This is a genomic window from Halomonas sp. 72 (assembly GCF_052379785.1).
In the GTDB taxonomy this organism is placed as follows: Bacteria; Pseudomonadota; Gammaproteobacteria; order Pseudomonadales; family Halomonadaceae; genus Vreelandella; species Vreelandella citrativorans.
On record NZ_JBQSYY010000013.1, the window covers coordinates 76,778 to 99,721 of the forward strand.

Sequence of the window (22,944 nt, forward strand, 5' to 3'; positions counted from 1 at the left end):
TTAGCGCTTCAATTAGCGCATTACAGACAGCGCTTGCGCCTCGGCATCCAGCCGCTGAGCAGTTTGGTCCACGCATCGCAGCCACACCAATAGCACCGCCCCCAACATGACAAAGCCACCGGCCAGCCAAAGGCCCACGGTATAGTGGCCCGAGGCCTCAGCCAGCATGCCGGTTAAGGCGGGTGCAAAGATCTGCGCGGCGCCATACGCCAGCGTCATTTGGCCCATTAAACGCGCAGGGCTTGCCGGGTAAAGCCTGCCAGCCATGGTCAGCACCAAACTCACGCAGCCTAGAAAAGTGCCGCCGTATAGCACCGCGCTGAGCAACACCACCACCAGGTTTGAGGAGATAGCAGGCAATACAATTCCCACGGCCTGGATCGACATGGCCACCACCAGCGCCCCCAAATAGCCAAGCCTCCGCGCCACCAAATCCCACAGCATAACGGCAGGTGCGGCCGCTAAACCGACCACAGCAAAGGTCCAGTTACCCGCGCCCGCAAGCAGCGGCTCGCGCTCCACGATGGTGACAATAAACGTGGCGTTAATCACATAGCCATACCCGGCACAAAAATAGGCGGGCAACATTAAGCGCATAAAGGTACGCGAAGGCGGCTTGGCGGCAGGCAATGCTTTGTGATGCGCACCTGCAACCGGCCTTACCGGGCGTGGCAGACATCGCCAGGCAGGCACCAACAGCACCGCGCCCAATACGCCAAAAATCCACCACTGGCTTTGCCAGTCAAGCGAGAACGCCAGCATTAACTCTACCGCCACAGCAGCCAGTACAATGCCTAACCCCAGCCCCGCAAAATGAATCCCCAGCTCTCCCCGCTGGTGATGGTTCATCAACCAGTGAAGGATCAGCCCAGACGCCAAAAGCATGGCCGCACTGCTGGAAAGCCCCGCCAAAAAACGCAGCGCCGCCCATAGCCAGAAGTTCTCCGTAAGAGCCATGCCCACGGTTGTCAGCACCGCCAGCACCAGGCCAATACGGTAAAGCGTGTCTTTGATGTAAATACTGCGAATCGAGGCGGCCAGCACCGCGCCCAGCATATAGCCCGCGTAATTAAGCGCCGCTAGCCAGCCACCATCCGCGTCGCCCATCCAGGTGTGCTGCTGCATGATCGGCAGCAATGGCGTATAGGCAAAGCGGGCGATGCCAACACACAAAAGCTGACTGCAAACGCCCGCCAGTAGCACTTTAAATCGTTGGGAACCTAGCGTGGCTGGGGTCATCAAACGACTCCATTAATGCCCATTACTCACCATTACATTGATTAGCATGCATACATTAGCAGCATAGTAAGGGATTTCAGTTAGCCCGTCATGACCACTTAGGTCGGGGTCTTGCTATCTTCTGCTATCGATTGATCTCCAGGCTAAGCAACAAGAAGGACAGCGTTTTGCCATGCCCGTCCAAATTAAGGGCGCCATTAACCCCTCCCTGGAGCACGTCATCAATCACGAAGTTCATGCCTGCCAAGTTGGGTAGTGGGTAGCGTCGCACACGGCTGGCCCCGCGGTGGGAAAAAAGTGACAGCACGCGCGCCTCTGTCACCTGTTCCAACAAAGTTGCGTAGTCATCAATGTCATAGGCAAACAGCGCCACATTAAGACGTTCACCCTTGTCACCAGCACGGGCGTGGGCTAATTGATGGAGCATCACAGAAGTAGGCGCATGCTCCATGGATAAAGGGCTTTCAGCTTGCAACATAACGTTCACTCCTAATTTGGCCGAGCGCCGACGACTCAAATAGACTGGCATGAGCGTGGATATCGCTACGCTTTACTAAATAGGACGCAGTAAAAACCCGCCGCTGAAACTGACGACGTACACCGCCACCACCAGCGGGCCCGGCGCAGTAAAGCGCTAACAACTCTTGCGTGGCCCGCGTTACCCAGCGGCGCTCGCTATGCTCGGCCGCGAGCCGCAACCGGTAATCACCACCGGAGATACCTGCTGCATTACGCTGCAAGTTACCGCTGTCACTATCAAACACGCTGGCCAGACCAATAATATCCAGACGCGTACGTAGCTCCGCAGGAGCGCGAAATACCAACCGTTCACGCAGCACCTGTGCTGCCAACTGGGCCCGCGCCAGCGCATTTGGGCCTGCATAGGAAATTTCCGCCTCGCCTTGCCAACCGCCATCGTAGCAAACGGTAGTTTTCAAACGCTCAGGTGCAGGCTTACCTCGAATTCCGGTTACCGCGACACGATTTTCTCCCAGTTGGTGCACCTCAGCACAAGAGAGATCCACCGTGACATCCGGGGTCAGGTAGTTAGCCGGATCGTGAACCTCGTAGAGCAGCTGCTCTTTCACCGTTTGTTCCGTGACGCAGCCACCGGTGCCCGTGGGCTTAGTAATTATCAGGCGGCCATCCTGCTCTACTTCGATGATCGGGTAGCCCACCGTGGCGAGCCCTTCCACGTCTTTAAATCCGGGGTCAGCAAAATAGCCCCCACTCACCTGAGCACCGCACTCGGCTAAATGCCCGGCCATCATGCCGCAAGCCAAGCGGTCCCAATCATCCCAGCGCCAGTTGAAGTGATTCATGAGCGGCGCTAAAAACAGCGCAGGGTCCGCGACACGCCCGGTAACGACGACATCCGCCTGCATCGCCAATGCCTCCGCCAGCGCCTTAGCGCCCAAATAGACATTGGCGGAAATCAAGGCGTTATCGTCCGGCATATCAAGGCGTTCAGCTTCCCATCGTTGCAAGTCCAGGCGATGCAACTGGTCACGAATATCGTCGCCATGTACCTGGGCAATTCGTACATTACGACGCCCCAGCTGCGCGGCTAAGTCAGCAATCACTTGGCAGGCACCCTGCGGGTTCGCAGCACCAAAGTTGCCTAAAATCTGGATATTATGATCCAAGCAGTCGCGCAGCACCGGGGCCAACAGCTCATCTAACAGAGGTTCAAACCCGCTCTCTGGATCCTCACGCATGGCCCGATGGGCGGCGGCCAAGGTGCGCTCACCCAGGGTTTCAAACACCAAGGCGGACGGCTGCTGACGCTTGATCAACTCCACTACCACTGCCACAGCCGCGTCGGTACGGTCACCAGAAAATCCCGCGCCGCTACCTAGTAAAAAACTCATCGGTGTGTCTCCTTGGTTTGAAGAGTTTGATGCCTACTGGCAACAGACCCAGGCGTATCATCAAGCAGGGAACGGCGGCGAAGAAATAGCCCGACAATGAGTGCTAACGCCGCAAGCGTTGAGAGCCAGCCCGGCGTCAGCGCAAGGCCAATGACCACCACAAGCGCTACAACATCAATAAAGCGCTTGCCTGTCATTGCCACGCGCGACATAAGCGCCGCAAAAGCCACCACAAATACCATCCCCTGACAGCTCGCCAGAACGATATCCAAGGCCGAGCCAAACCCTGCCAAGGCGGGATAAATCAGCAGCAAGAAAGGAATCACATAAATAGCCGCCGCCAAGCGCACCGACTCACCGGCTGCCGGTAGCCAGTTGGTACCAGCAATACCTGAAGCTACAAACACAGCAATACAGACAGGCGGGGTAATGACCGAAAGGGTTGCGAAATAGAAAACAAACAGATGAGCAATGAGCGGCTCAACACCAATGGCCGTTAGCGCAGGTGCCAATACCGAAGCCACCAGTACGTAAGCGGCAGTTGTTGGAATGCCCATGCCCAAAATCAGGCACACGCCGCCAACAATAAAAGCGACCAGGAAAAGCGATTCGCCACCCACGTTGACAATCAAGCTTGCCAGCGTCACACCAATGCCCGTCATCCCAATCATCGCGACCAGTATCTGCGCACCTGCCAGTAGTACGCCGATAATCACCATGCCCTTGCCCGCATCAACTAATCCGCTGATGAGTTTGCTAATAATTTCACGCAGCGGCCGCTTGGCAAGCAGTGCAAATGGTACAAAGGTAAGTACTGTCATCAAGATGCCGTAGAACGCTGCCATCTGGATCGAGCGACCACTCAGCACACCGTAAAACAGTCCACCTAAAGCGGCCAAGATAGGAATAATACGCTCAGGTCGCAGCACATCTGACCAGCTCGGTAGCTCTTCACCAGGCACTACCTGCAACTGGCGGCGCTTGGCCACTAAATGGATAGTAATAAACACGCCCAGATAAAACAGAATGGCCGGCAGCAAAGCGGCTAGCGCAATCCGCAGGTAACTTTCACCTAAAATCTCGGCCATGATAAACGCTGCTGCGCCCAAAATAGGCGGCGCAATTTGCCCGCCGGTTGAGGCGACTGCTTCGACACCGGCCGCAAACGGTCGGGGGTAGTTCAAACGCTTCATCATGGGAATCGTGAAATTTCCCGTGGTGGCCACATTAGCCACCGCACTACCGCTAACCATGCCGAATAGCCCGGAAGCAACGGTAGCGACTTTGGCAGCACCGCCCGGCGAGCGACCGCTAATACGCAGGGCTAAATCCATAAAGGTCGTACCGCCCCCGGTATGCAGCAGCAAGCAGCCAAACAGAACGAAAGCCGCAATCGTTGTGGCGGCCACCCCTACCAACATGCCCCAAACGCCTAAATCGCCGAGGAAGATGGTTTCCGTCATGTAGTAAGGATCAAACCCACGGTGACCAAGTGGCCCAGGAATGGCAGACCCTAACCATGCGTAAGCTAATCCCGCTATCACCAATAATGGAAAGATAACCCCGATCGCCCGGCGCGAAAGTTCGAGAATAGCCACCAGCAGTACGCTGGTCAGCAGCATATCGCGGGGCGTAGCCCAGGGCAGCTCGACCAGAATTTGCTCATAGTTCATTGCTACGTAACTGCAGGCTGCCACTACACCGACCGCCAGAAAGATATCTACCGCAAGCCCTAGGGGGCGCCAGCGTTTCCCTTCTCCTAACGGATAAACGGCAAGTCCAAGCAGAATAACCAGCGCGAGAAAGATACTCCGCTGAATCAAACTTTCAAACGGCCCAGTGGCGGAGGTGTAAAGGATTAGCCCACCCAGTATAAGTGCTAAACCTTTGGTAACTGTCTCGCGCATGATCATGCTCTCCGATTAGCCTTATTCAACAGGCTGCAAGGCATCGGGGAGGTCATACCCCTGTTCTTCAAAATAGCGGGCAGCCCCTGCATGCAACGGCACGGTGCCCACCTCCAGGGTCATCTTGGCGATATCAGCGTCGCGCATAGCTGAAAATGCGTTGACCTGCGGATCAGGATTTTCCATTACCGCCTTAACAATTTGATAGGCCGTCTCTTCATCCATATCCGGGTGGGCATGGACGGCGACACCAAATGCCCAAGTGGTATAAGCAGAAATACCGTCTGCCGCTCCTTCAGGAATATCGACAATCGCAATGTCGAGCATTTCACTGCGCAACATGTCGGCTTGTTCTTCATCAAGCGACAACACGTTGATGGGTGTGAACGTAGCGATATCCATGGTCGAGCCATCAAGCCGTTCGCCAACACCTGACTTGACGGAACCCATGACCCGGCCGTCTTTCATGGCATCTACCATATCGGTAGTGGAGCCACGCACGTACTCTGGTTCAATACCTAACGTGCGCATAACGGCTTCGGTGGTTTTCTCTGTTGCTGAGCCGGTGATACCGGGATTGAAACGCACACCGTTTAGGTCAGAAAGCGTGGCTACATTGGCATCTTGACGCATAACGGCGTTTTGCGGCGCCACGGTGTATACCCATAGCAAACGGCTATCGACAGGGCGACCTTCAAAATCTTCTTCACCGGCATAGGCGTGATACCCGATGTTGGTAGTCACTAAGCCCATATCAATCTGATTGCGGCCCAAGCGGCGCAGGTTATCCACCGCTGCACCTGTCTCCGCGACGGAGGAGCTCACCCCTTCGACCTGGTTATTAATGATCTGGTTAATCGCGACAAAGTAACTGTAGTGGCTGGAAGAGCTAGAAGTAGAGCCAATCAACAAGCGTTCATCGGCGTGTGAAGTAGCAGCAGTCAACACAGCGGCGCTGGCCACTATGGCGGTAAGTAGCGTTTTCATTGCGTCTCCAAGGCCCGCTTACGAGCCGTTGTTATTTTAGTGTGGATTGTCTTTCTGCCGTGCAGTGGTTAGCTGCGGCTAATTCAAGAATGGCGCTGGCTTTCAGTTTTGTATATTGAATATTTTTTGCCTTTTGTTTTGTTTTATAAAACCTTTTAAGCAGGCTTGTTAATACGCGCTAGTACCATGGCGGCGTGATTTAATCGGGTATGGTTACGTGCCCCTCGCGAGTATGAATAATATCGCCTGCTTGAGGCTGCATAAGAATTCCGGGCTGCTGCAGGTTTCCTGATCCGCTATTTTCGCCCGGCACAGGCCGAATCACCTGACTAGGTGGAAGCGGTGTACCATGGCGAAGATGGTCATACATTATTTCTAACGCCTCTATATGGTACGGCTGAATCGGCACAAAATTCTCGGCATAACCAGGTAGCTTTGCGCCAAAATGCTCAACGTTGGTTAGCTCGTAAAGGTGCACGTTAGGCTGAGGATCCGTTAGGGAATTGAGTGCCAGATAGGGGCGCGAAGTAAAGCCAACGGGCACACGCGCATCAGACCTACCATGCACGATAATTGTACTAATTCCTCCTAAATTAGCGCTGCCTTGAACATCTGCGATGCCCGCCTGTACACGTAAAGCATCCTCAGAGTCGCCTACTATCAATTCACGTAGACAAAGGGCACCATCCAAATTGTAATCCTGACGTCCGCTGCTTGGAGAGCTCGATAGCGAATCCTTCATAGGGCCGCCGGGGTTTGCATCGTTTATGATATCAACCGATCCAGCGGGAGCACCGCCCGGCGCCGTGGAAAAAATAACCGCTAGCTCCTCCCGCGGTACTGCTCGGGGCGTGCCATGTTCATCAACAGAGGCAAAGCTATACCTACATAAGCGTTCTTCCACCCCAAAGCGCCCATGGGAGCTTGCATATTTAACGGCGGTGGCGGTAGGCGCTATTGCATAGTGCGATGCGTGTAGAAGGCCGGACTCGGGCTCCCAGCCGTACATCTGCAAGTTTTCCAACGCCTCATACCCTTGTGCCGACAGTGTTTCGGCATGCAGTAGCCCGCGTTCTTTCAAACTTTGGCAGCGCTGTTCCGCTTGCGTAATAGTCTGCCTCATGGGGGCGTCAGGCGTTGCGACTGCCGCACAAGGCTGATAGAGAATCGCGTAAGTAAAGTAGTCCATTAGAGAACGCCCTGTTCCCGTCATCGTTCGCTCCCCCCTGACGACTGAAACACGCTCATCGGGTTGAAGCTGCACTTGCGGTTGGGCTGCCACAATGCCGTCGATCAACCCTTCCCGGTCGCTCTCGCCGGCATATAAAGCAGCACCGCCGCCATTTGAATTACCAGCAACCATTACCATGGTATTAGCAGCGTCCAGCTCATTTGCTTCGTCAGGTCTTATCTGATTTAACTGAAAAAGGGCAAACTGTATGGAACGCAGCACATCCTGCCCCCAAGAAGCATCAGGGTTCTGGCGCGAATGCGCATGCTTGAATGCAATTCTATGGGGGTAATCACTCAAGAAACGGTGACGTTGATCAGATGTCATGTCAGCGGTAAAAAGCGAATCCTGCCCTGCCTCGTTCGCAGGCAAATGAATGCCGTCAAAGCGTGTCACGGTATCAGTTTCAAGATCATGAAAGCCGTTTCCCAGCCCTTTATCGGTATAGGTCACCGCACATTGCTTTTGCAGCCCCCAATAGCCAATGGTCGCGACATCGCGAAACAGGCTCGCGGAGCCTGCCACTGGTACCGCCAGAATACAGGGTGTTTGCCAATCGAAATGTTCAGGCACTTGAAGTAGCAGAGAAACGTTTTCGCCTCCGCTGCCATCGTCGGCATAGGCAATAATTTCAGAGCCACCTATCAACTCTTGATTTAACAGACTGCCCGTAGAGGCATCGACGTTGGGTCCATAGGTGATGCCAAAACCCGCGGTACCTTTGGTGAAAAGCGAGCTACGCCTCAATTCTTCAGCAGTGGGCGCCAACGGATCTAGAAACTTAGGTGCATTTTCATTGATCAACGCGCTGATACCCAGCCCCGCCGTTACCAAATCATCACTTTCGCCATCGTAGTTTTTTTCACTCACGATTCTTAACCAGGGAAGCTCACTTGCGTTATTAGCCTCGACTACGCCAAGGGTCAACAGACAGAAACTTAGCAATCCAGCGGCACTCAATAACGTGTTTTTACTATTCATATCTTTCACTTCCATTTATTTTTATTGAAAAAAAGATAATAGGGCTGGCTTTCATTTTTGTTTATTGAATAGTTTTTAATTTGTGTTTTACTTTATAAATGAATCCAAGCATCCAGCAGCTTCGCGTATTTGTTGCCGTCGCTCACTCTCGCAGCCTGGCAGAAGCCAGCGAGCGAGTTCACCTTTCCCAACCAGCTATTTCCATTGCCCTGCGCAAACTGGAAGATAACGTGGGCGGCGCACTGTTTGCCCGTACGGCGCGACAGCTTACTCTGACACCGGAAGGCGATGCCTTCTTGCCGGTCGCTATCCGGTTGCTGAATGATTGGAATGAGGCATTTGAAGATCTTAGTGATCAGTTTTCCAAACAGCGCGGCAAAGTGACGGTAGCAGCACTGCCCACGTTGGCAGCTGGCCTGTTCCCTTGTGTTCTCAAGCGCTTTCATGAGACTTACCCACGCATTAATCTGAGTCTTCATGACGTACTGGCAGACCAAATCAATCAGATGGTACGCGAAGGCCGCGCTGATCTGGGCCTATCAGTGCCTCCTGATGATGCGGATGACCTGACTTTCGAGCCTATCCTCGAAGATAGTTATGTAGCAGTTTTCCCCAAAGGCCACCCGCTGCTCGCTCAGTCATCAGTCGCATGGAGCCAACTGGCGGCCTACCCTTTTATCGGCATTAACCGTCTATCCAGCTCACGTCAGGATATTGATCGCATTATGCAAAGCGTGGGGGAACGGCTGGATATTTTATGCGATGCGCGCCAGATCGCGACGGTGGGCCGTATGGTGGCGGCGGGCTTAGGAATCAGTGTTCTCCCCTCATTAAGCTTCCGGCAAATTGCTACCGACGGCATTGAGCATCGCCCGCTAATCGAGCCAACTATCCGCCGTGAACTGGGCATTATATTAAGCCGGCGGCATCCACCATCTGCGGCAACCAGTGCACTACGCCAGCTGATTCATCGCCACGAATAAGTGTTTTCAGTATGGCTTTCTCTACACACTGAGCGTGAATCTGGCAGACTAGAGATGATTAACACCCACCTTAGTAAGTGAGCGATACGATGAGCGATACTGCAAAACCCTGGACACAACCGATGCCCGAAGCGCAGTTCAAGCTGATGCGCGACATCCTGGCCGCGCCTAGCCCGGTTGGCCTTGAAGGGGCCATGACCTACGGCGTCTTAAAGCCCTACTTCGAGACATTTGCCCCCAAAAGCTGGCACCTTCACCAGTTTAAGGGCAACGCAGGCGTGGTGCTGGATACCCACCCTAACCGCGATGATATGTTCAAGGTCATGATTATCGGCCATGCGGACAAGATCCGTATGCAGGTACGCTCTATCGGTGAAGACGGTAAAATCTGGATCAACACCGACTCCTTTTTACCTTCCGTGCTGATCGGCCATGAAGTGAAGCTGTTCAGTGAAGACCCCGAAAAACCGGGCAGCTATCGCTCGATTGAGGGCGGCACCGTTGAAGCACTCGGCGCCATTCACTTTTCCGACCCAGCAGCGCGCACCGGTGACAAAGGCATTAAGAAAGAACAGATCTACCTGGACCTGCAAATTCACGGCGAGAATAAAAAGCAGCAAGTGCTTAATTTAGGCGTGCGCCCGGGTGACTCGATTATTTTTGACCGCCCTATCCGCCCCGGCTTCAGCCCCGACACCTTCTACGGCGCCTACCTGGACAACGGCTTGGGCTGTTTTGTAACGGCTGAAGTAGCGCGGTTAATCGCCGAAGCAGGCGGCACTGACAACGTACGCATTATGTTTGCGATTGCAAGCTACGAAGAGATTGGCCGCTTTGGTAGCCGGGTAATGGCCGGTGAGCTAAAACCCGATGCGCTGATTGGCGTGGACGTTAACCACGACTACGTAGCCGCGCCGGGTATCGGCGATAAACGCATGCAACCGCTGGAAATGGGCAAAGGCTTTACCATGTCGGTAGGTTCGATTGCCAGTGAGCAGTTAAACCGCATCATCGCCAGCGCCGCCAAAGAGCAGGATATTCCGATGCAGCGCGATATGGTGGGCGTCGATACAGGCACCGACGGCATGGCAGGCGTGCTGGCCTCTATCGACAGCGCCGCGACCTCCATCGGTTTTCCGATCCGCAATATGCACACCATTTCGGAAACCGGAAACACCCAGGACGTACTGGCCGCTATCCATGCGCTCACGCATACCCTACAAGCGCTGGACAAACTGCCCAACCTTGAGCGTGATTTTTTGGATAACCATCCGCGCCTTGACCAAGCAAGCGCACTTAGCCACCAGGGACATGCAAAACCGGAGAACAACGAGGACAAATAACCGCGCTGTTCATTTTCATTAGTATGTTTTATTAGCACGTTGCAATAAGAAAGCCCCAGGCATCACTGCCTGGGGCTTTATCGGTTCCTCCGTAATCTTTCCTCGCGAACGTCCTGTTCGTGCATCCTTGGCGACCACAAGCACTCCTTGCTTGTTCTTCCTAACCACGTTTCCGTTTGTGGTACTGCCTACCTTGAACCTTAAATGTGTCAAATACATTAACCTGAGGCAGGAAAAGTTTAAAAGTCCTTAATCTCTAAAAGATGGTTGCCAATAGCCAACGTAGGCACCGGCATTATGCGCTGCTTATACTTAAAAATAGTTAATCTTCATGCACAATAAGAGCCAAATAAAAAATTAAACGCCAATAACTCTGACAATACGACATGTTACTTTTTATGCTTCCCGCCAAATAACGCCCCAACCCTTGCACCCTCTCAATTTGCTATTGATTACCACGCTGAGTGAAAGCAGCGCTGGCCGGCACTCCACATCCTTATACCAAAGTCTAAAAATCTACAACCAACGGCGTATAAACGAAAGTGGTAGCATGCCCGCTTCTTATTGTTAGCAAACTATCAATAAATTCATGCAATAGCGTCAGGAGACGAGTATGCGAATGTCATTGTCAAATTGGCGCCACTGGGTACCACTGTTAGCGGGACCACTTCTTTTTGTACTAATACAGGTACTGATGCCAGACACGCTGATTGATCCAGCCCCCCGCACGGTGCTGGCATTAACCGTATGGATGAGCGCCTGGTGGGTGACAGAGCCGGTTCCTATCCCTGTTACTTCTTTTCTACCCATGTTGGTACTGCCGCTTAGCGGTGTGATGGTGTTGGACGAAGCCGTTGTGGGCTACGCCAACCCGGTTATTTACATGTACATGGGTGGGTTTATTCTGGCCATTGCCATTGAGCGCTGGAATCTGCACCGACGCATCGCCCTGTCTATCGTCAACCGCATTGGCAACAGCCTGCGCAGCATCGTATTAGGCGTTTTGATTGCCTCGGCGTTTTTATCCATGTGGATATCCAACGCCGCCACAGCGCTTATGATGCTGCCTATTGCCGTCGCGCTAACCAATGAATTAGACGAACGCGACCAGTTTGAACGTCATCATCGCGATAGCTTTGCACGTATTTTGCTGCTAACCGTTGCTTATTCAGCCTCGATTGGCGGGCTGGCAACCATTATCGGCTCAGTGCCCAATGCCATCGTAGTGGCCATGATCCCGCAGTTTTTTGAAGGGGTAGAAATCAGCTTCTTGCAGTGGATGATTTTCGCGCTGCCACTCACGCTGATCTTACTGGCGATTTTGTACGTCTATCTCACTCGGATATACACCAAAATACCCAATACGCCGCTTGAGATTGATTTTGTGGCCCAGGAACTTGCGGCTCTTGGCCCCATGAGCCAGGAAGAGAGGCGTGTCTTGGGCGTATTTGTGGCAACGGCACTGGCCTGGGCGTTACGCGGCTGGCTGGCACCGTTTTTTGATCTGCCCATTAACGATACGATTATTGCGGTAACCGCCGCCATTGCGTTGTTTGTCATTCCTGCCCACAACGAAAAACGCGCCCTGCTGGTTTGGGACGATATGAAGGGCTTGCCGTGGGGCTTGTTTATACTTTGGGGCGGGGGTATGACGCTCGCTGCTGCGTTCATCGCCAGCGATTTGACCGGTTGGATCAGCGAGCAACTGCAGTTACTGGATGGCGTCAATTACTTCTGGCTACTGTTAATTATGGTGCTGTTAATGCTGTTCTTGACGGAAATCATTTCCAATACCGCAACGGCAAATATGGCACTGCCCATTACCGCAGGCATGGCTGCAGCCATCACGACCGGCAACCCGCTCGGATTAATGGTGGCGGTTGCTCTCGCCACTACGTGTGCCTTTATGTTGCCGATATCCACCCCGCCTAACGCCGCTGTATTTTCCACAGGGCGTATTTCTATTAAACAAATGGCCAAAGCGGGATTTGCCATGAACCTCGTAAGCGCTATTGCGATTACGCTGTTTGTTTATTTTATTATGCCGCTGCTGTTACCCACACCTTAATTAGCGAACTATCTTTTCAAAAGAGTATTAAAAAAACCCCGGCCATTGCTGGCCGGGGATGATTAGTTCCTCCATAATCCTACACCACGAACATCCTGTTCATGCTTCCTTGTGTACCACAAATATCCTTATTTGCTCTTCCTTAATACGCTGTCCTTGCGCTATATGGCTACAATGGACCCTAAAGCGCCTGAGTTATCTAACCCAGGTTATGAAAAGATAAAACAAGCGCTTTTTTTACAAACATTTAATACACCCTGCAAATGTTTTATTTCAAAGCAAAAGCACCTGCCAAACAAGGTTAATAATTACCGAATAAAACAAAAGCTAAACTTTAGACCTTTTCAATCTTAGCAAATTATCAAATAAACTTTATTAAACATTAAACAACTTGACTATAAAAACGGCGCCAAATTACCAACAAAAGCTTTGGGGACCACTGATTAAGACAATTACGTTAAGTATAACTCAAAAATATATACTAATTTCTTCGTACTATTACTGATAAATGGGTAATACGGACAACTCGCCTTTCAACCTCAAGCCTGGTATCGCCCTACGCCACAACGAGCCAACCCTGAATTCAGCCATTAAGCACAGCAGAAGGCCAACCCGCAGGCAAGCATTGGCCATTTTTTAAACAGAAGTTTGCCTCCATTGCGCATCGGATCAGTTCTGAAACGTTTTCGTACAATATCTTTACAATAATTATTTGTACACCAATTAACTTTTAGCTATGGTCTGTAGTGTTCGCGGCAAGGAAACCGCTAGCAAGGAAGCGATCGCTCAGGATGAGCTGCAAGATGTCATGGATGGTCAAGGAGACGAAAAGAAGCCCTCGCATCGAGGGCTTCTTTTCGTCTGGTTCCATACCCAGCATTTATTCCTCCCCCACCCATGACGCTTCACTCCTATGCGCATATCCACCTGTTCGAAAGTCCATCTATTCGCAAGTTCATTGCGCCTGAAATAGAATAAAGTTAGCAGAAAGCCACTCGCTTAGCGCCAACGCCTTAGCGATTTTCGTTCAAAGCCTACAGCGACCATGGATAACCAATGGAACTGAGCAGACAACAACAGTGGATCTTCTCACGCCTTGCGCGTTTTTCAGGCGTGGGCCTGGTACTGGGCACGCTCTTCTTTGCGTTTTCGCTAACGCCAAGCCTTATACCTCGCCCACTCATCGCGCAAGGTATCGTGTCGGGGCTAAGTTTTACCGCAGGCTATGCGTTGGGAGTGATGGGGCATGGGCTTTGGCGTTACCTCCATTTACCTGCCCCCAATGCGCGGCTGGAAACGTATTTTCACTGGTTAGCCGCCGCTGTATCCCTGAGCATCGCCGCTCTTTTTTTATGGCGAGCCGCCGAATGGCAAAATAGTATTCGCCAACTAATGGAGATGGAACCCGTTAGCGGCACACATCCCTTCTCCATTGCCTTAATTGCCTTGGGTGTGTTTGCGTTTTTAATGCTTATGGCGCTGCTTTTTAGGCGTACCTTCCGGCTACTTTCACGTAAGTTGGCTTATATTTTGCCCCGCCGAGTAGCCTATGTGCTGGGCACGATCGCCGCTATTGCGCTGTTTTGGCTCGTTATCGAAGGCATTCTTTTTTCGTATGCGCTAAAGGTGGCCGACCGCTCTTATCAGCAGGTAGATGAGCTTATGCAAAGCGACCTTTCTCCGCCTGAAGACCCACTAAAGCCCGGCAGCGCAGAGTCGTTAATTAGCTGGGAAGCGTTAGGCAGCCGTGGCCGGCGCTTTGTGACCGAAGGCCCGAGCGGCGCGCAAATCGGTGACTTTCTGGGCGAAGAAGCTCCTGACCCTGTCCGCGTTTATGTGGGTCTTAATGCTGCTGAAACGCCTACCGAGCGAGCCGAACTCGCGCTGGAAGAACTGATCCGAGTGGGCGGTTTCGAGCGTTCTGTCTTGGTATTAGCAACACCAACAGGGCGTGGGTGGATAGACCCGGGGTCGCAGGATACAGTGGAATACCTACACCGCGGCGACATTGCCACGATAGCAGCCCAATACTCCTATCTGCCCAGCCATCTATCGCTAATTTCTGAAGCCGATTATGGCGTCGAAAATGCCCGGGCGTTATTTGCAGTGGTCTATGATTACTGGTCCAGCCTTCCCAGTGACGAGCGCCCTCGGCTGTACCTGTTTGGGCTCAGCCTGGGCGCACTTAACTCGGATCTTTCGTTTGATCTCTACGATATTATTGATGATCCCTTTAATGGAGCGCTATGGGCCGGCCCGCCTTTCCGAAGCGACACATGGAAACGCATTACGGCTGACCGTGATCACGGCTCGCCAGCTTGGCTACCCAGGTTTCGCGATGGCTCGGTAGTGCGCTTTATGAACCAAACGCAGGGGCTTCAAGAAGTACCGGGAGAATGGGGAAATTTTCGTATTGCCTACCTGCAATATGCCAGCGACCCCATTACGTTTTTTGAACCCGCTTCTTTCTGGCGTGAACCAGACTGGATGCACACACCGCGTGGTCCCGATGTTTCACCCGATCTGCGCTGGTATCCTGTGGTAACAATGCTGCAATTATTGGTAGACCTTACTACCGAAAGCGCCCCGCCAGGCTTTGGCCATGAAATTGCGGCGGAAGACTATATTGATGCCTGGGCCGCGCTTTCCGAACCGCCCGGCTGGGATGAAGAGTCTCTGAAACGTTTACGTGACTTCTTTATTCACGCCAGGGAGGCAAGGATTCAGCACTAATCCTCAGGCTGTCTAGCTTGAATACTTTTACCGATAGCCAACAGGTAAGCGCGCCGTGAGTATCGACGCTCGAACGTTTTATCGCAACGGGCCGTCTCATCGCCAGCAGGAGCCCAGTAGCTTTGCGCTTATTCGGCGCCAGTTCGATTTTCGCTCCATCGAAATTGGCCGCTGGGTGACTCCTGCTGAGCGCGACCGTGCAGCGGAGCTGTTTCATGATGCGCTGTGCGATTTGATGTTGATTCTACAAGGCCCCGAAACGCTGGTGTCATTACGCGGCTCACTGGCATTGCAGTATGGCAGCGGCGGGCGGCCCGGCGTTGCCGCCCATTACGACCCCGCCCAGCGCAGCTTTGCGCTGGCTAAGAACGTAGGCCCTGGCAGTATCGCTCACGAGTGGTTTCATGCCTTTGATCACTACATTGCGCAAAAATGTTTCACAGGGCTATCTCGCGATATATTTGCATCAGCCGCCTGGCTAGCTGATGCGCCGCCTATTGTGCACCCACTTAACCTGCGCCTAATGGAGTGCTTTACGGCCATTCTGCTACAACCCGACGGCAAGCGGCCCAGCGAGCTTTTTCAGCACTCGGTAGCCATGGACCGCAAGCTGGGACAAGTGTATTACAGCAAACCGGAAGAGCTATGCGCCCGCGCGTTTGAAGCCTTTGTGCAGGACGCGCCGATCAAGAATCAATTTTTGGTTAAAGGCACCAAAGCCACCCCAGAAGCCGAACTTGGCCTTTACCCCCAGGGCAGCGCCCGCCAGCACATCAATACTGCTTTTCAACGCTATTTCAGCCAGTTAGGCCTCGCCTTAAGCCGCCCCCTATAACCCCTGGTTATCAGGTACCAGGCCGTTCATCGTCTCTCTGTTGGTGCAAAACCGTTCGTCTATATATCGGCGTTTACAAGACGACTAAGCATAAAGTCTAGGTTGTGCAGCCAAAACAGAGTCACCATAATCCGCGCGACTTTAGTTTATTAACCATTAGTTTAATTCAGGAAATAGTGAAATATCCTGGATTGAAAATTCACGCTCAAGGAGCTGAAAATGTCGCTAAGCCTAGCGGGCCTGACCGCTATCGCTGCTATTGTAGCCATGCTGTTAAGCGGACGCGTATCGCCCCTGGTGGCCTTCGTCCTTGTGCCTATTGTTGCCGCCATAGTTACCGGTTTTGGTATTGATGATATCGCGATGTTTTATGAGCAAGGCTTCGCACGCGTTATCCCTGTCGCTGTCATGTTTGTGTTTGCCATTCTGTTCTTCGGTATCCTTCAGGATGCGGGGCTATTTGAACCGGTTATTCGCAAGGTGCTCTCAGTATCCAAAGGCAATGTGGTTAGCATTACCGTAGCCACCGCGCTTGTTGCCAGTATTGCCCACCTGGATGGCTCCGGAGCCACCACTTTTCTACTAACCATTCCTGCACTTCTACCTACCTACCAGCGCCTACGCATGAGCCCTTACCTGCTGTTACTGCTGGTCGGTTTGGGCGCCAGCATTATGAATATGCTTCCCTGGGCGGGCCCGCTCGCCCGAATTGGTTCCGTACTCGGCATGAGCCCAAGCGAGCTATGGCGCCCGCTTATTCCCCTGCAGATATTTGCACTGGTCCTTCTACTCGCACTGGCAGTGGTATTAGGCCTGCGTGAAAATCGTCGTATCAAGCGCCTGCCTTCACTCGACGCTGACGCTGCCTTGAATGACACCGCTACCGCCAATATTCAGGAAACCTTCAAAACACAGCCAGCCGCCGACAAGGTGCCCGGCTGGAAAATGGCCTTTAATGCGCTGCTGTTATTCGCGGTTGTCGTTGCGCTTACCATGGACACTTTGCCGCCCGCGCTGATCTTTATGATCGGTGTTGCCTTGGCACTACCGGTTAACATTCCCCAAATGGATGGGCAGATGCAGAGCATCAAACGCCATGCGCCCAATGCCCTTGTTATGGCTACCATTATTATTGCCGCGGGCACCTTCCTCGGGATTCTTAATGGCTCCAATATGCTGAGCGAGTTATCGGCGGATATCGTGGCAATTCTACCGGCAGCCGTGGTGCCCTATATGCATATATTGATCGGCATTTTTGGCGTACCGTTTGATCTTATTCTGAGCACCGATGCGTACTTCTTCGCCTTTTTGCCTATTGTGATTGAAGTGGTCGGCAATGCAGGGGTTCCGGCGGTTTCAACCGCGTACGCGATGGTGATCGGTAATATTATCGGCACCTTTGTTAGCCCGCTTGCCCCGGCCGTTTGGTTAGCGTTACAGCTTGCCGGGCTGGAAATGGGCAAACATATCCGGTACTCCTTCGGCATTATGTGGGTCTTCAGCTTGGTATTACTGCTTTTTGGCTACCTTATCGGTGTCATCACTCTGTAACCCAAAGCTGCGCGATAGCCGCTCGTAAAACGCTGTGAAAAAAGCTCGCTGAGGTATTCCCTCATGCGAGCTTTTTTATGCTTTTTTTCAAACGAGGTAGAAAGTAGTCAGGTCTTTAATTACCCGGCTGGCCTGGGAAAGGAACAAATTCGCTATTGTCGTCAGGTGGCAGTTGGAAGCGGCCATGTTCAAAATCGCCTTCAATCCATGCTTCCTTGGCGGCTTCAAGCTTCTCTTTGGAAGAGGCGACAAAGTTCCAGGACACGTAGCGCGGGCCGTTAAGCGTCTCGCCGCCCAGCAGCATTAAACGCGCGCCGCGCTCGCCTGCCGTAACGGTAATCGGGTCGCCTGGGCGGAACACCATCATCCGGCCCTCCTCGAACACTTCACCGGCGATAATCACGCTGCCCGAGGTAATATAAACGCCTCGGTCTTCATGGTTATCAGGCAGTGGCAATTTAGCGCCCGGCATCAAGCTAGCATCGGCATAAAACATGTCCGAGAAGGTCTGTACGGGCGCTTTCTCACCCCACGCCGTGCCTAGAATCAAGCGCACCTCTTTGCCTTCACCCTGCAGTAGCGGCAGTGCGTCCTGGCCCTGGTGCTCAAAAGTGGCGGGTTTATCTTCGTGTTCTTCAGGCAGCGCTACCCAGGTTTGAATGCCAAACAGCGAATGGGTTGGCTGCCGACGGGTAATGGGGCTGGTGCGCTCTGAATGCGTCACGCCATTGCCGGCCACCATCCAGTTGACCTCTCCTGGATAGATCATTTGGTTGGTGCCCAGGCTATCACGGTGCTGAAATTCCCCCTTATAAAGGTACGTAACGGTGGCCAGGCCGATATGCGGATGAGGGCGAACATCGATTCCACCTTCCGTTAAGAACTCGGCAGGCCCCATTTGATCGAAGAAAATAAACGGGCCGACCATCTGCCGCTTGGGCGCAGGCAATGCGCGGCGCACTTCAAAGCCGCCCAAGTCACGCGCACGGGGAATAATCAGCGTCTCGATATCCTTCAGACCACCCGCTGATGGGCATTGGGGTTCAATCGTCGGCATCCAACTCATGTGCTGCACTCCTCAAAAATAGCGTAGGCAAGGCGGCCCGGCTTTATCGTTATGTTTTATGGCGTAGTAACCGTTATCGATGAAGATAAACATGCCTTGCTGCCCTAGGTGAGAGAAGCCACTGGCGACAGATTCAGCCGCCAGTGGTTACTCGTGATTACTTGCTTGTCAGCGTGCTGTAGCTGTTCATCAGGTTGCGATAATCGGGGATGTGGTTAGCGAACAAGGTACCTAGGCCTTCAACATCATTGCGCCAGTCGCGGTGAAGCTCACACGCCGCGCCAAACCAGCTCATCATTTGCGCACCGGCGCCTGACATACGGTCCCAGGCAGCATCGCGCGTCATGGCATTAAAGGTGCCGGATGCATCGGTGATCACGAACACGTCAAACTCTTCTTCCAGGGCAGAAAGTGCCGGAAAGGCAACACACACTTCGGTAACGATGCCCGCGATAATCAGCTGCTTTTTACCGGTCGCTTTAACGGCCTTAACGAAATCTTCGTTGTCCCACGCGTTAATTTGGCCAGGGCGAGCGATGTAAGGCGCGTCGGGGAAGCGCTCTTTTAACTCAGGCATTAACGGGCCGTTAGGGCCATTTTCAAAACTGGTGGTCAAGATAGTGGGCAAACCGAAGTACTTTGCTGTATCAGCCAGGGCCAATACGTTATTTTTGAAACGGTCAGGTTCAATGTCGCGCACCAGTGAAAGCAGGCCCGCTTGATGATCAACCAACAATACGGCGGCATTATCTTTATCTAGACGAACGTAAGGTTTTGACATGATCCACTCCTAGCACTCAGTTAATGGAGCCATCACCATTGGTAGCTCCGGTTGGCCTTGCGACTTACAAAACTGAGTGTAGACGGTCGTCTGCTCGGTGATTAGATGGGAAAATCACAACACACCGTTTCAATTTGAGAACGATGATGACAATCCCCAATCTCAACGACCTGTACTATTTTGTCCAAGTGGTGGACCACGAAGGCTTTGCACCCGCTGGGCGCGCCTTGGGCATCGCCAAGTCAAAGCTTAGCCGACACGTTGGGGAGCTCGAAAAACAATTAGGAGTACTGCTTCTCCACCGTTCAACGCGGCATCTGCGTATGACCGATATCGGCCAGCGCTATTACCTGCACTGTAAAGCCATGCTGGAAGAAGTTGAGGCTGCCCAGCAGGTGATTGAAGAGAGCCAGTCTGGGCCTTGCGGCATCATACGGCTTAGCTGCCCCACCGGGTTACTTAACTTTCATGTCAGCAAGATGCTGGCGGATTTCATGAGACTCTACCCCCAGGTACATATTCACCTGGAAGCCACCAACCGCCATGTAGACCCCCTGACGGAAGGTATTGATATTGCTATTCGTGCCCGCCCTCTACCGTTTGAAGATAGCGATCTGTTCCACAAGGTGCTGTCAGCAAGCAGCCAGTGCCTGGTGGCCAGCCCGAAACTGCTCAGCCGCTATGGGAAGCCGAAAGCGCCCAGCGACCTTACCCACTTTCCCAGTATCAGCCGCGCAAGGCCCATGGAGCAGCACATTTGGCGATTACAGCGCAACGAACACATCGAGGTTATTGAGCATACGCCACGCTTTATTACCACCGACATGACCGCCCTTTACCATGCCACGCTAGCAGGCATTGGTATTGCGCAAATGCCCAAGCTGGTGCTGCCGGGCGCCATTGATTCCGGCCAGCTGACGCTTGTCTTACCGGAATGGGAACTACGCCAAGAAGTGATTCACGCGGTTTACCTTGCACGCCGCGAGTTGCTTCCCTCAGTGCGCGTGTTGCTGGACTTTATGGCGGAACGCTACGCCGAGCTGGAACTATAAATCACTAACGCAATTACATAACACTGGGAGCCGGGTCTATGCTGACGTTACCAACACAGGAGGTGCAATATGGCTCAACAACAGTGTGCTTGCCCGAAATGCGATTGTTCCGTGGACGACCAATCCATTGAGAAAGATGGTCAGAAATTCTGCTCCGAGGCGTGTGCTATTGCCCATACAGACGGCTCCACGGGCTGCGGTCACAACTGTAGCTGCGGAAAACCAGCATAGCCTTAACGTGCCTACAGTAGTCATCATAGCGCCCAGCACCTCTGCTGGGCGCTAATGGGTTAAGTCTCTGCTTTCCTCTGTTCGTTGCTACGCTTAATTTCTACTTTCAGCTTCTACTTCAGTTCCTAATTGGCTTCAGCCCCTTAATCAGCCCACCGGGTAATCATTCCGTATCGGCATGTTCGCCTCGCCACGTGCGAAAAAGCCACCCATGCACTAGCCTTAAAGGCTCTCCACCCTTACAAGGAATGTAATTATGCCTTCTACTACCGTTATTGTTGTCGTGGTTGTCGTGATCGCCGTACTAGGGATTGGCTTTAGCGGCGTTCTGCCGTTTTAAATAGTTTTGCTATTCTAACTACGAGACAACTCAACGACTGCTGGCTCGAATATTGGTAACGTGCGAACAGGGAAGATTAAACTTCCGAACGCTACACAAAATGCCCGCTGAGCCATCAGCGGGCATTTTTCTGTGTGGCCATTTTGTAAGATTATTCGTTCAGCTTTTCGGGCTTGGGCGGGCTGCCTACTTTCACTTTGGTAAGGTCCTCATGAGAAAGGCCGCGCAGCAGCGATAGCATCATGACAAACACCAGGATAAACATGGGCAAACCGACCACGGTAATTACCTCTTGGAGTGCGGTAAGCCCCGCATCACCCGCCAGCACAATCAGCATAGCGGCCAGCATGCCTTCCGAAACACCCCAGAATACGCGCTGATGCCAAGGGCCAGGGTCGGCGCTGCCGGTACACAACATATCGACCACCAACGACGCAGAATCTGACGAAGTAGCGAAGAAAATTGCCACGACCACCACCGCCAAGCCCTGGATTAACGTAGCCGCTGGGAAGTTCTCAAAAAACGCGAACATGGCGAGCGGGATGCTTTCAGCCACGGCGGCGGACAAGGCACCCGCCTGGTCCCCCATTGCCTCGCGAGCCGCTGCGCCAATGCCATCAATCTCCATGGCCGACCAACCAAAGATCGCAAACCACACCAGCGTAAACATGGAAGGCGCAAACAGCACACCCAGCACAAACTCACGGATGGTGCGCCCGCGAGAGATACGTGCCACAAAGATGCCGATGAAAGGCGACCATGTCACCGTCCAGGCCCAATAGAACACCGTCCAACTGCCCTGCCACCCCCAGCCACTGCCGTCGGTGCTGGCGTAGCGAGCCAGGGTGTCATTCCAGAACGCCATCGGCAACAGGTTAGTGATATACAGGCCAAAGGTTTCAACAACCGCACGTAACAAAAACACGGTTGAGCCAGTAAAGAGCACAAATAGCAGTAAGCCAACCGCCATACCAATATTTAGATTGGAAAGCAGTTTCACGCCTGAATCCAGCCCGGCCACGATTGACCCAACGGCAATGGCGGTCAGCACCGCGATGATAGTCACTTTGGTAAACACCGAATCCGGCACACCCAACAGCTCGGTTAGCCCCGCATTGATCTGCTGGGTGCCCAAGCCAAGGGAAACCACGACACCAAACAGCGTGCCCAGAATGGCAAAGATATCGAGGGTTTTGCCGACAGGGCCGTAAATGCGCTCGCCCAGCAACGGGTAGAACACGGAGCTAAAACGCATCGGCAAGTTGTAACGATAGATAAAGTACGCAAACGCCAACCCCGGCATCGCGAAAATCGCCCAAGTATGCAGCCCCAAGTGATAGATCGAAAAGCTCATGGCATCGTCGGCGGCTTCTACCGAAAAGGGTTCGACACCCGGCCTTGGCGGCGTAGAGAAGTGGGAAATAGGCTCGGCAACCCCCCAGAACATCAACACCGTACCGATACCGCCCGCAAACAGCATGGTGAACCAGGAAATGTTGCTATACGCAGGCTTTGCGTCGTTACCGCCCAAGCGAATTGCCCCGTAACGGCTAATCGCCACCCACAGCAAAAACGCCACCCAACTGGTCACCCCTAAAATAAAAAACCAGCCAAGGTTAGTAACCACCCACTCCCGCCCCGTACCAAAGGCGCTCCCTATCGCGTTTGGTGCAATCAACAGCGCCACCAGGAACAGGACCATGATACCTGCAGAGGTGAAAAAAATAGTCGGATCCGTCCGAAGG

The 22,944-nt window shown here is 53.0% G+C and carries 17 protein-coding genes; 8 read left to right on the forward strand and 9 right to left on the reverse strand.

Annotated elements, in window-relative coordinates; genetic code table 11:
* Positions 1 to 12 precede the first annotated feature (12 nt).
* The 6 genes from ACT3T6_RS12510 to ACT3T6_RS12535 all read right to left on the reverse strand — a co-directional run bounded on the left by ACT3T6_RS12510 (position 13) and on the right by ACT3T6_RS12535 (position 8,216).
* Positions 13 to 1,239 (reverse strand): YbfB/YjiJ family MFS transporter, encoded by a 1,227-nt coding sequence (locus ACT3T6_RS12510; protein WP_193053089.1) that lies wholly within the window; start codon positions 1,237 to 1,239, stop codon positions 13 to 15.
* Positions 1,240 to 1,363: 124 nt separating this feature from the next.
* Complete coding sequence (locus ACT3T6_RS12515) at positions 1,364 to 1,717, reverse strand: AtuA-related protein (RefSeq protein WP_193053090.1); 354 nt, start codon at positions 1,715 to 1,717, stop codon at positions 1,364 to 1,366.
* Positions 1,704 to 3,110 (reverse strand): acyclic terpene utilization AtuA family protein, encoded by a 1,407-nt coding sequence (locus tag ACT3T6_RS12520; protein ID WP_193053091.1) that lies wholly within the window; start codon positions 3,108 to 3,110, stop codon positions 1,704 to 1,706. Before ACT3T6_RS12520 ends, ACT3T6_RS12515 begins: the two co-directional genes overlap by 14 nt.
* Positions 3,107 to 5,017, reverse strand: a complete 1,911-nt coding sequence (locus ACT3T6_RS12525; protein WP_226912155.1) for a TRAP transporter permease — start codon at positions 5,015 to 5,017, stop codon at positions 3,107 to 3,109. The genes ACT3T6_RS12520 and ACT3T6_RS12525 overlap by 4 nt, the downstream gene beginning before the upstream one ends.
* 21 nt (positions 5,018 to 5,038) lie before the next feature.
* A complete protein-coding gene (locus ACT3T6_RS12530; protein WP_193053093.1) occupies positions 5,039 to 6,004 on the reverse strand; it encodes a TAXI family TRAP transporter solute-binding subunit in 966 nt (321 codons plus the stop codon).
* Between the two features lie 199 nt (positions 6,005 to 6,203).
* Positions 6,204 to 8,216: a 3-hydroxybutyrate oligomer hydrolase family protein gene (locus tag ACT3T6_RS12535; RefSeq protein WP_193053094.1), complete on the reverse strand. Its 2,013-nt coding sequence runs from the start codon at positions 8,214 to 8,216 to the stop codon at positions 6,204 to 6,206.
* A gap of 98 nt (positions 8,217 to 8,314) precedes the next feature.
* Here ACT3T6_RS12535 and ACT3T6_RS12540 point away from each other — a divergent pair, with 98 nt between their 5' ends.
* The 6 genes from ACT3T6_RS12540 to ACT3T6_RS12565 all read left to right on the forward strand — a co-directional run bounded on the left by ACT3T6_RS12540 (position 8,315) and on the right by ACT3T6_RS12565 (position 17,729).
* Complete coding sequence (locus ACT3T6_RS12540; protein ID WP_193053095.1) at positions 8,315 to 9,199, forward strand: LysR family transcriptional regulator; 885 nt, start codon at positions 8,315 to 8,317, stop codon at positions 9,197 to 9,199.
* Positions 9,200 to 9,288: 89 nt separating this feature from the next.
* Positions 9,289 to 10,542: a M20/M25/M40 family metallo-hydrolase gene (locus ACT3T6_RS12545; protein ID WP_193053096.1), complete on the forward strand. Its 1,254-nt coding sequence runs from the start codon at positions 9,289 to 9,291 to the stop codon at positions 10,540 to 10,542.
* Positions 10,543 to 11,161: 619 nt separating this feature from the next.
* Positions 11,162 to 12,610 (forward strand): SLC13 family permease, encoded by a 1,449-nt coding sequence (locus tag ACT3T6_RS12550; protein WP_226912156.1) that lies wholly within the window; start codon positions 11,162 to 11,164, stop codon positions 12,608 to 12,610.
* A 1,056-nt stretch (positions 12,611 to 13,666) separates the two neighbouring features.
* Positions 13,667 to 15,343, forward strand: coding sequence for an alpha/beta hydrolase (locus ACT3T6_RS12555; RefSeq protein WP_193053098.1), 1,677 nt, complete (start codon positions 13,667 to 13,669; stop codon positions 15,341 to 15,343).
* A 55-nt stretch (positions 15,344 to 15,398) separates the two neighbouring features.
* A complete protein-coding gene (locus ACT3T6_RS12560) occupies positions 15,399 to 16,178 on the forward strand; it encodes a CLCA_X family protein (protein ID WP_193053099.1) in 780 nt (259 codons plus the stop codon).
* 219 nt (positions 16,179 to 16,397) lie between these two features.
* Complete coding sequence (locus ACT3T6_RS12565; RefSeq protein WP_192528636.1) at positions 16,398 to 17,729, forward strand: CitMHS family transporter; 1,332 nt, start codon at positions 16,398 to 16,400, stop codon at positions 17,727 to 17,729.
* A 115-nt stretch (positions 17,730 to 17,844) separates the two neighbouring features.
* Here the strand turns inward: ACT3T6_RS12565 and ACT3T6_RS12570 are convergent, their stop codons facing one another.
* Positions 17,845 to 18,795 carry a pirin family protein gene (locus tag ACT3T6_RS12570; protein WP_192528637.1) on the reverse strand — a complete coding sequence of 317 codons (951 nt, stop codon included), beginning with the start codon at positions 18,793 to 18,795 and terminating at the stop codon, positions 17,845 to 17,847.
* A gap of 157 nt (positions 18,796 to 18,952) precedes the next feature.
* Complete coding sequence (gene ycaC / locus ACT3T6_RS12575) at positions 18,953 to 19,576, reverse strand: isochorismate family cysteine hydrolase YcaC (protein WP_193053100.1); 624 nt, start codon at positions 19,574 to 19,576, stop codon at positions 18,953 to 18,955.
* 146 nt (positions 19,577 to 19,722) lie between these two features.
* On the opposite strand from ycaC, the gene ACT3T6_RS12580 reads away from it, so the two are divergent.
* Together ACT3T6_RS12580 and ACT3T6_RS12585 are read left to right on the forward strand one after the other, a co-directional pair.
* Positions 19,723 to 20,628 carry a LysR substrate-binding domain-containing protein gene (locus ACT3T6_RS12580; RefSeq protein ID WP_226913377.1) on the forward strand — a complete coding sequence of 302 codons (906 nt, stop codon included), beginning with the start codon at positions 19,723 to 19,725 and terminating at the stop codon, positions 20,626 to 20,628.
* 69 nt (positions 20,629 to 20,697) lie between these two features.
* Positions 20,698 to 20,859 carry a metallothionein gene (locus ACT3T6_RS12585; RefSeq protein WP_193053101.1) on the forward strand — a complete coding sequence of 54 codons (162 nt, stop codon included), beginning with the start codon at positions 20,698 to 20,700 and terminating at the stop codon, positions 20,857 to 20,859.
* Positions 20,860 to 21,350: 491 nt separating this feature from the next.
* Here the strand turns inward: ACT3T6_RS12585 and ACT3T6_RS12590 are convergent.
* A partial coding sequence (locus ACT3T6_RS12590; RefSeq protein ID WP_444625952.1) for a BCCT family transporter occupies positions 21,351 to 22,944 on the reverse strand: 1,594 nt, incomplete at its 5' end.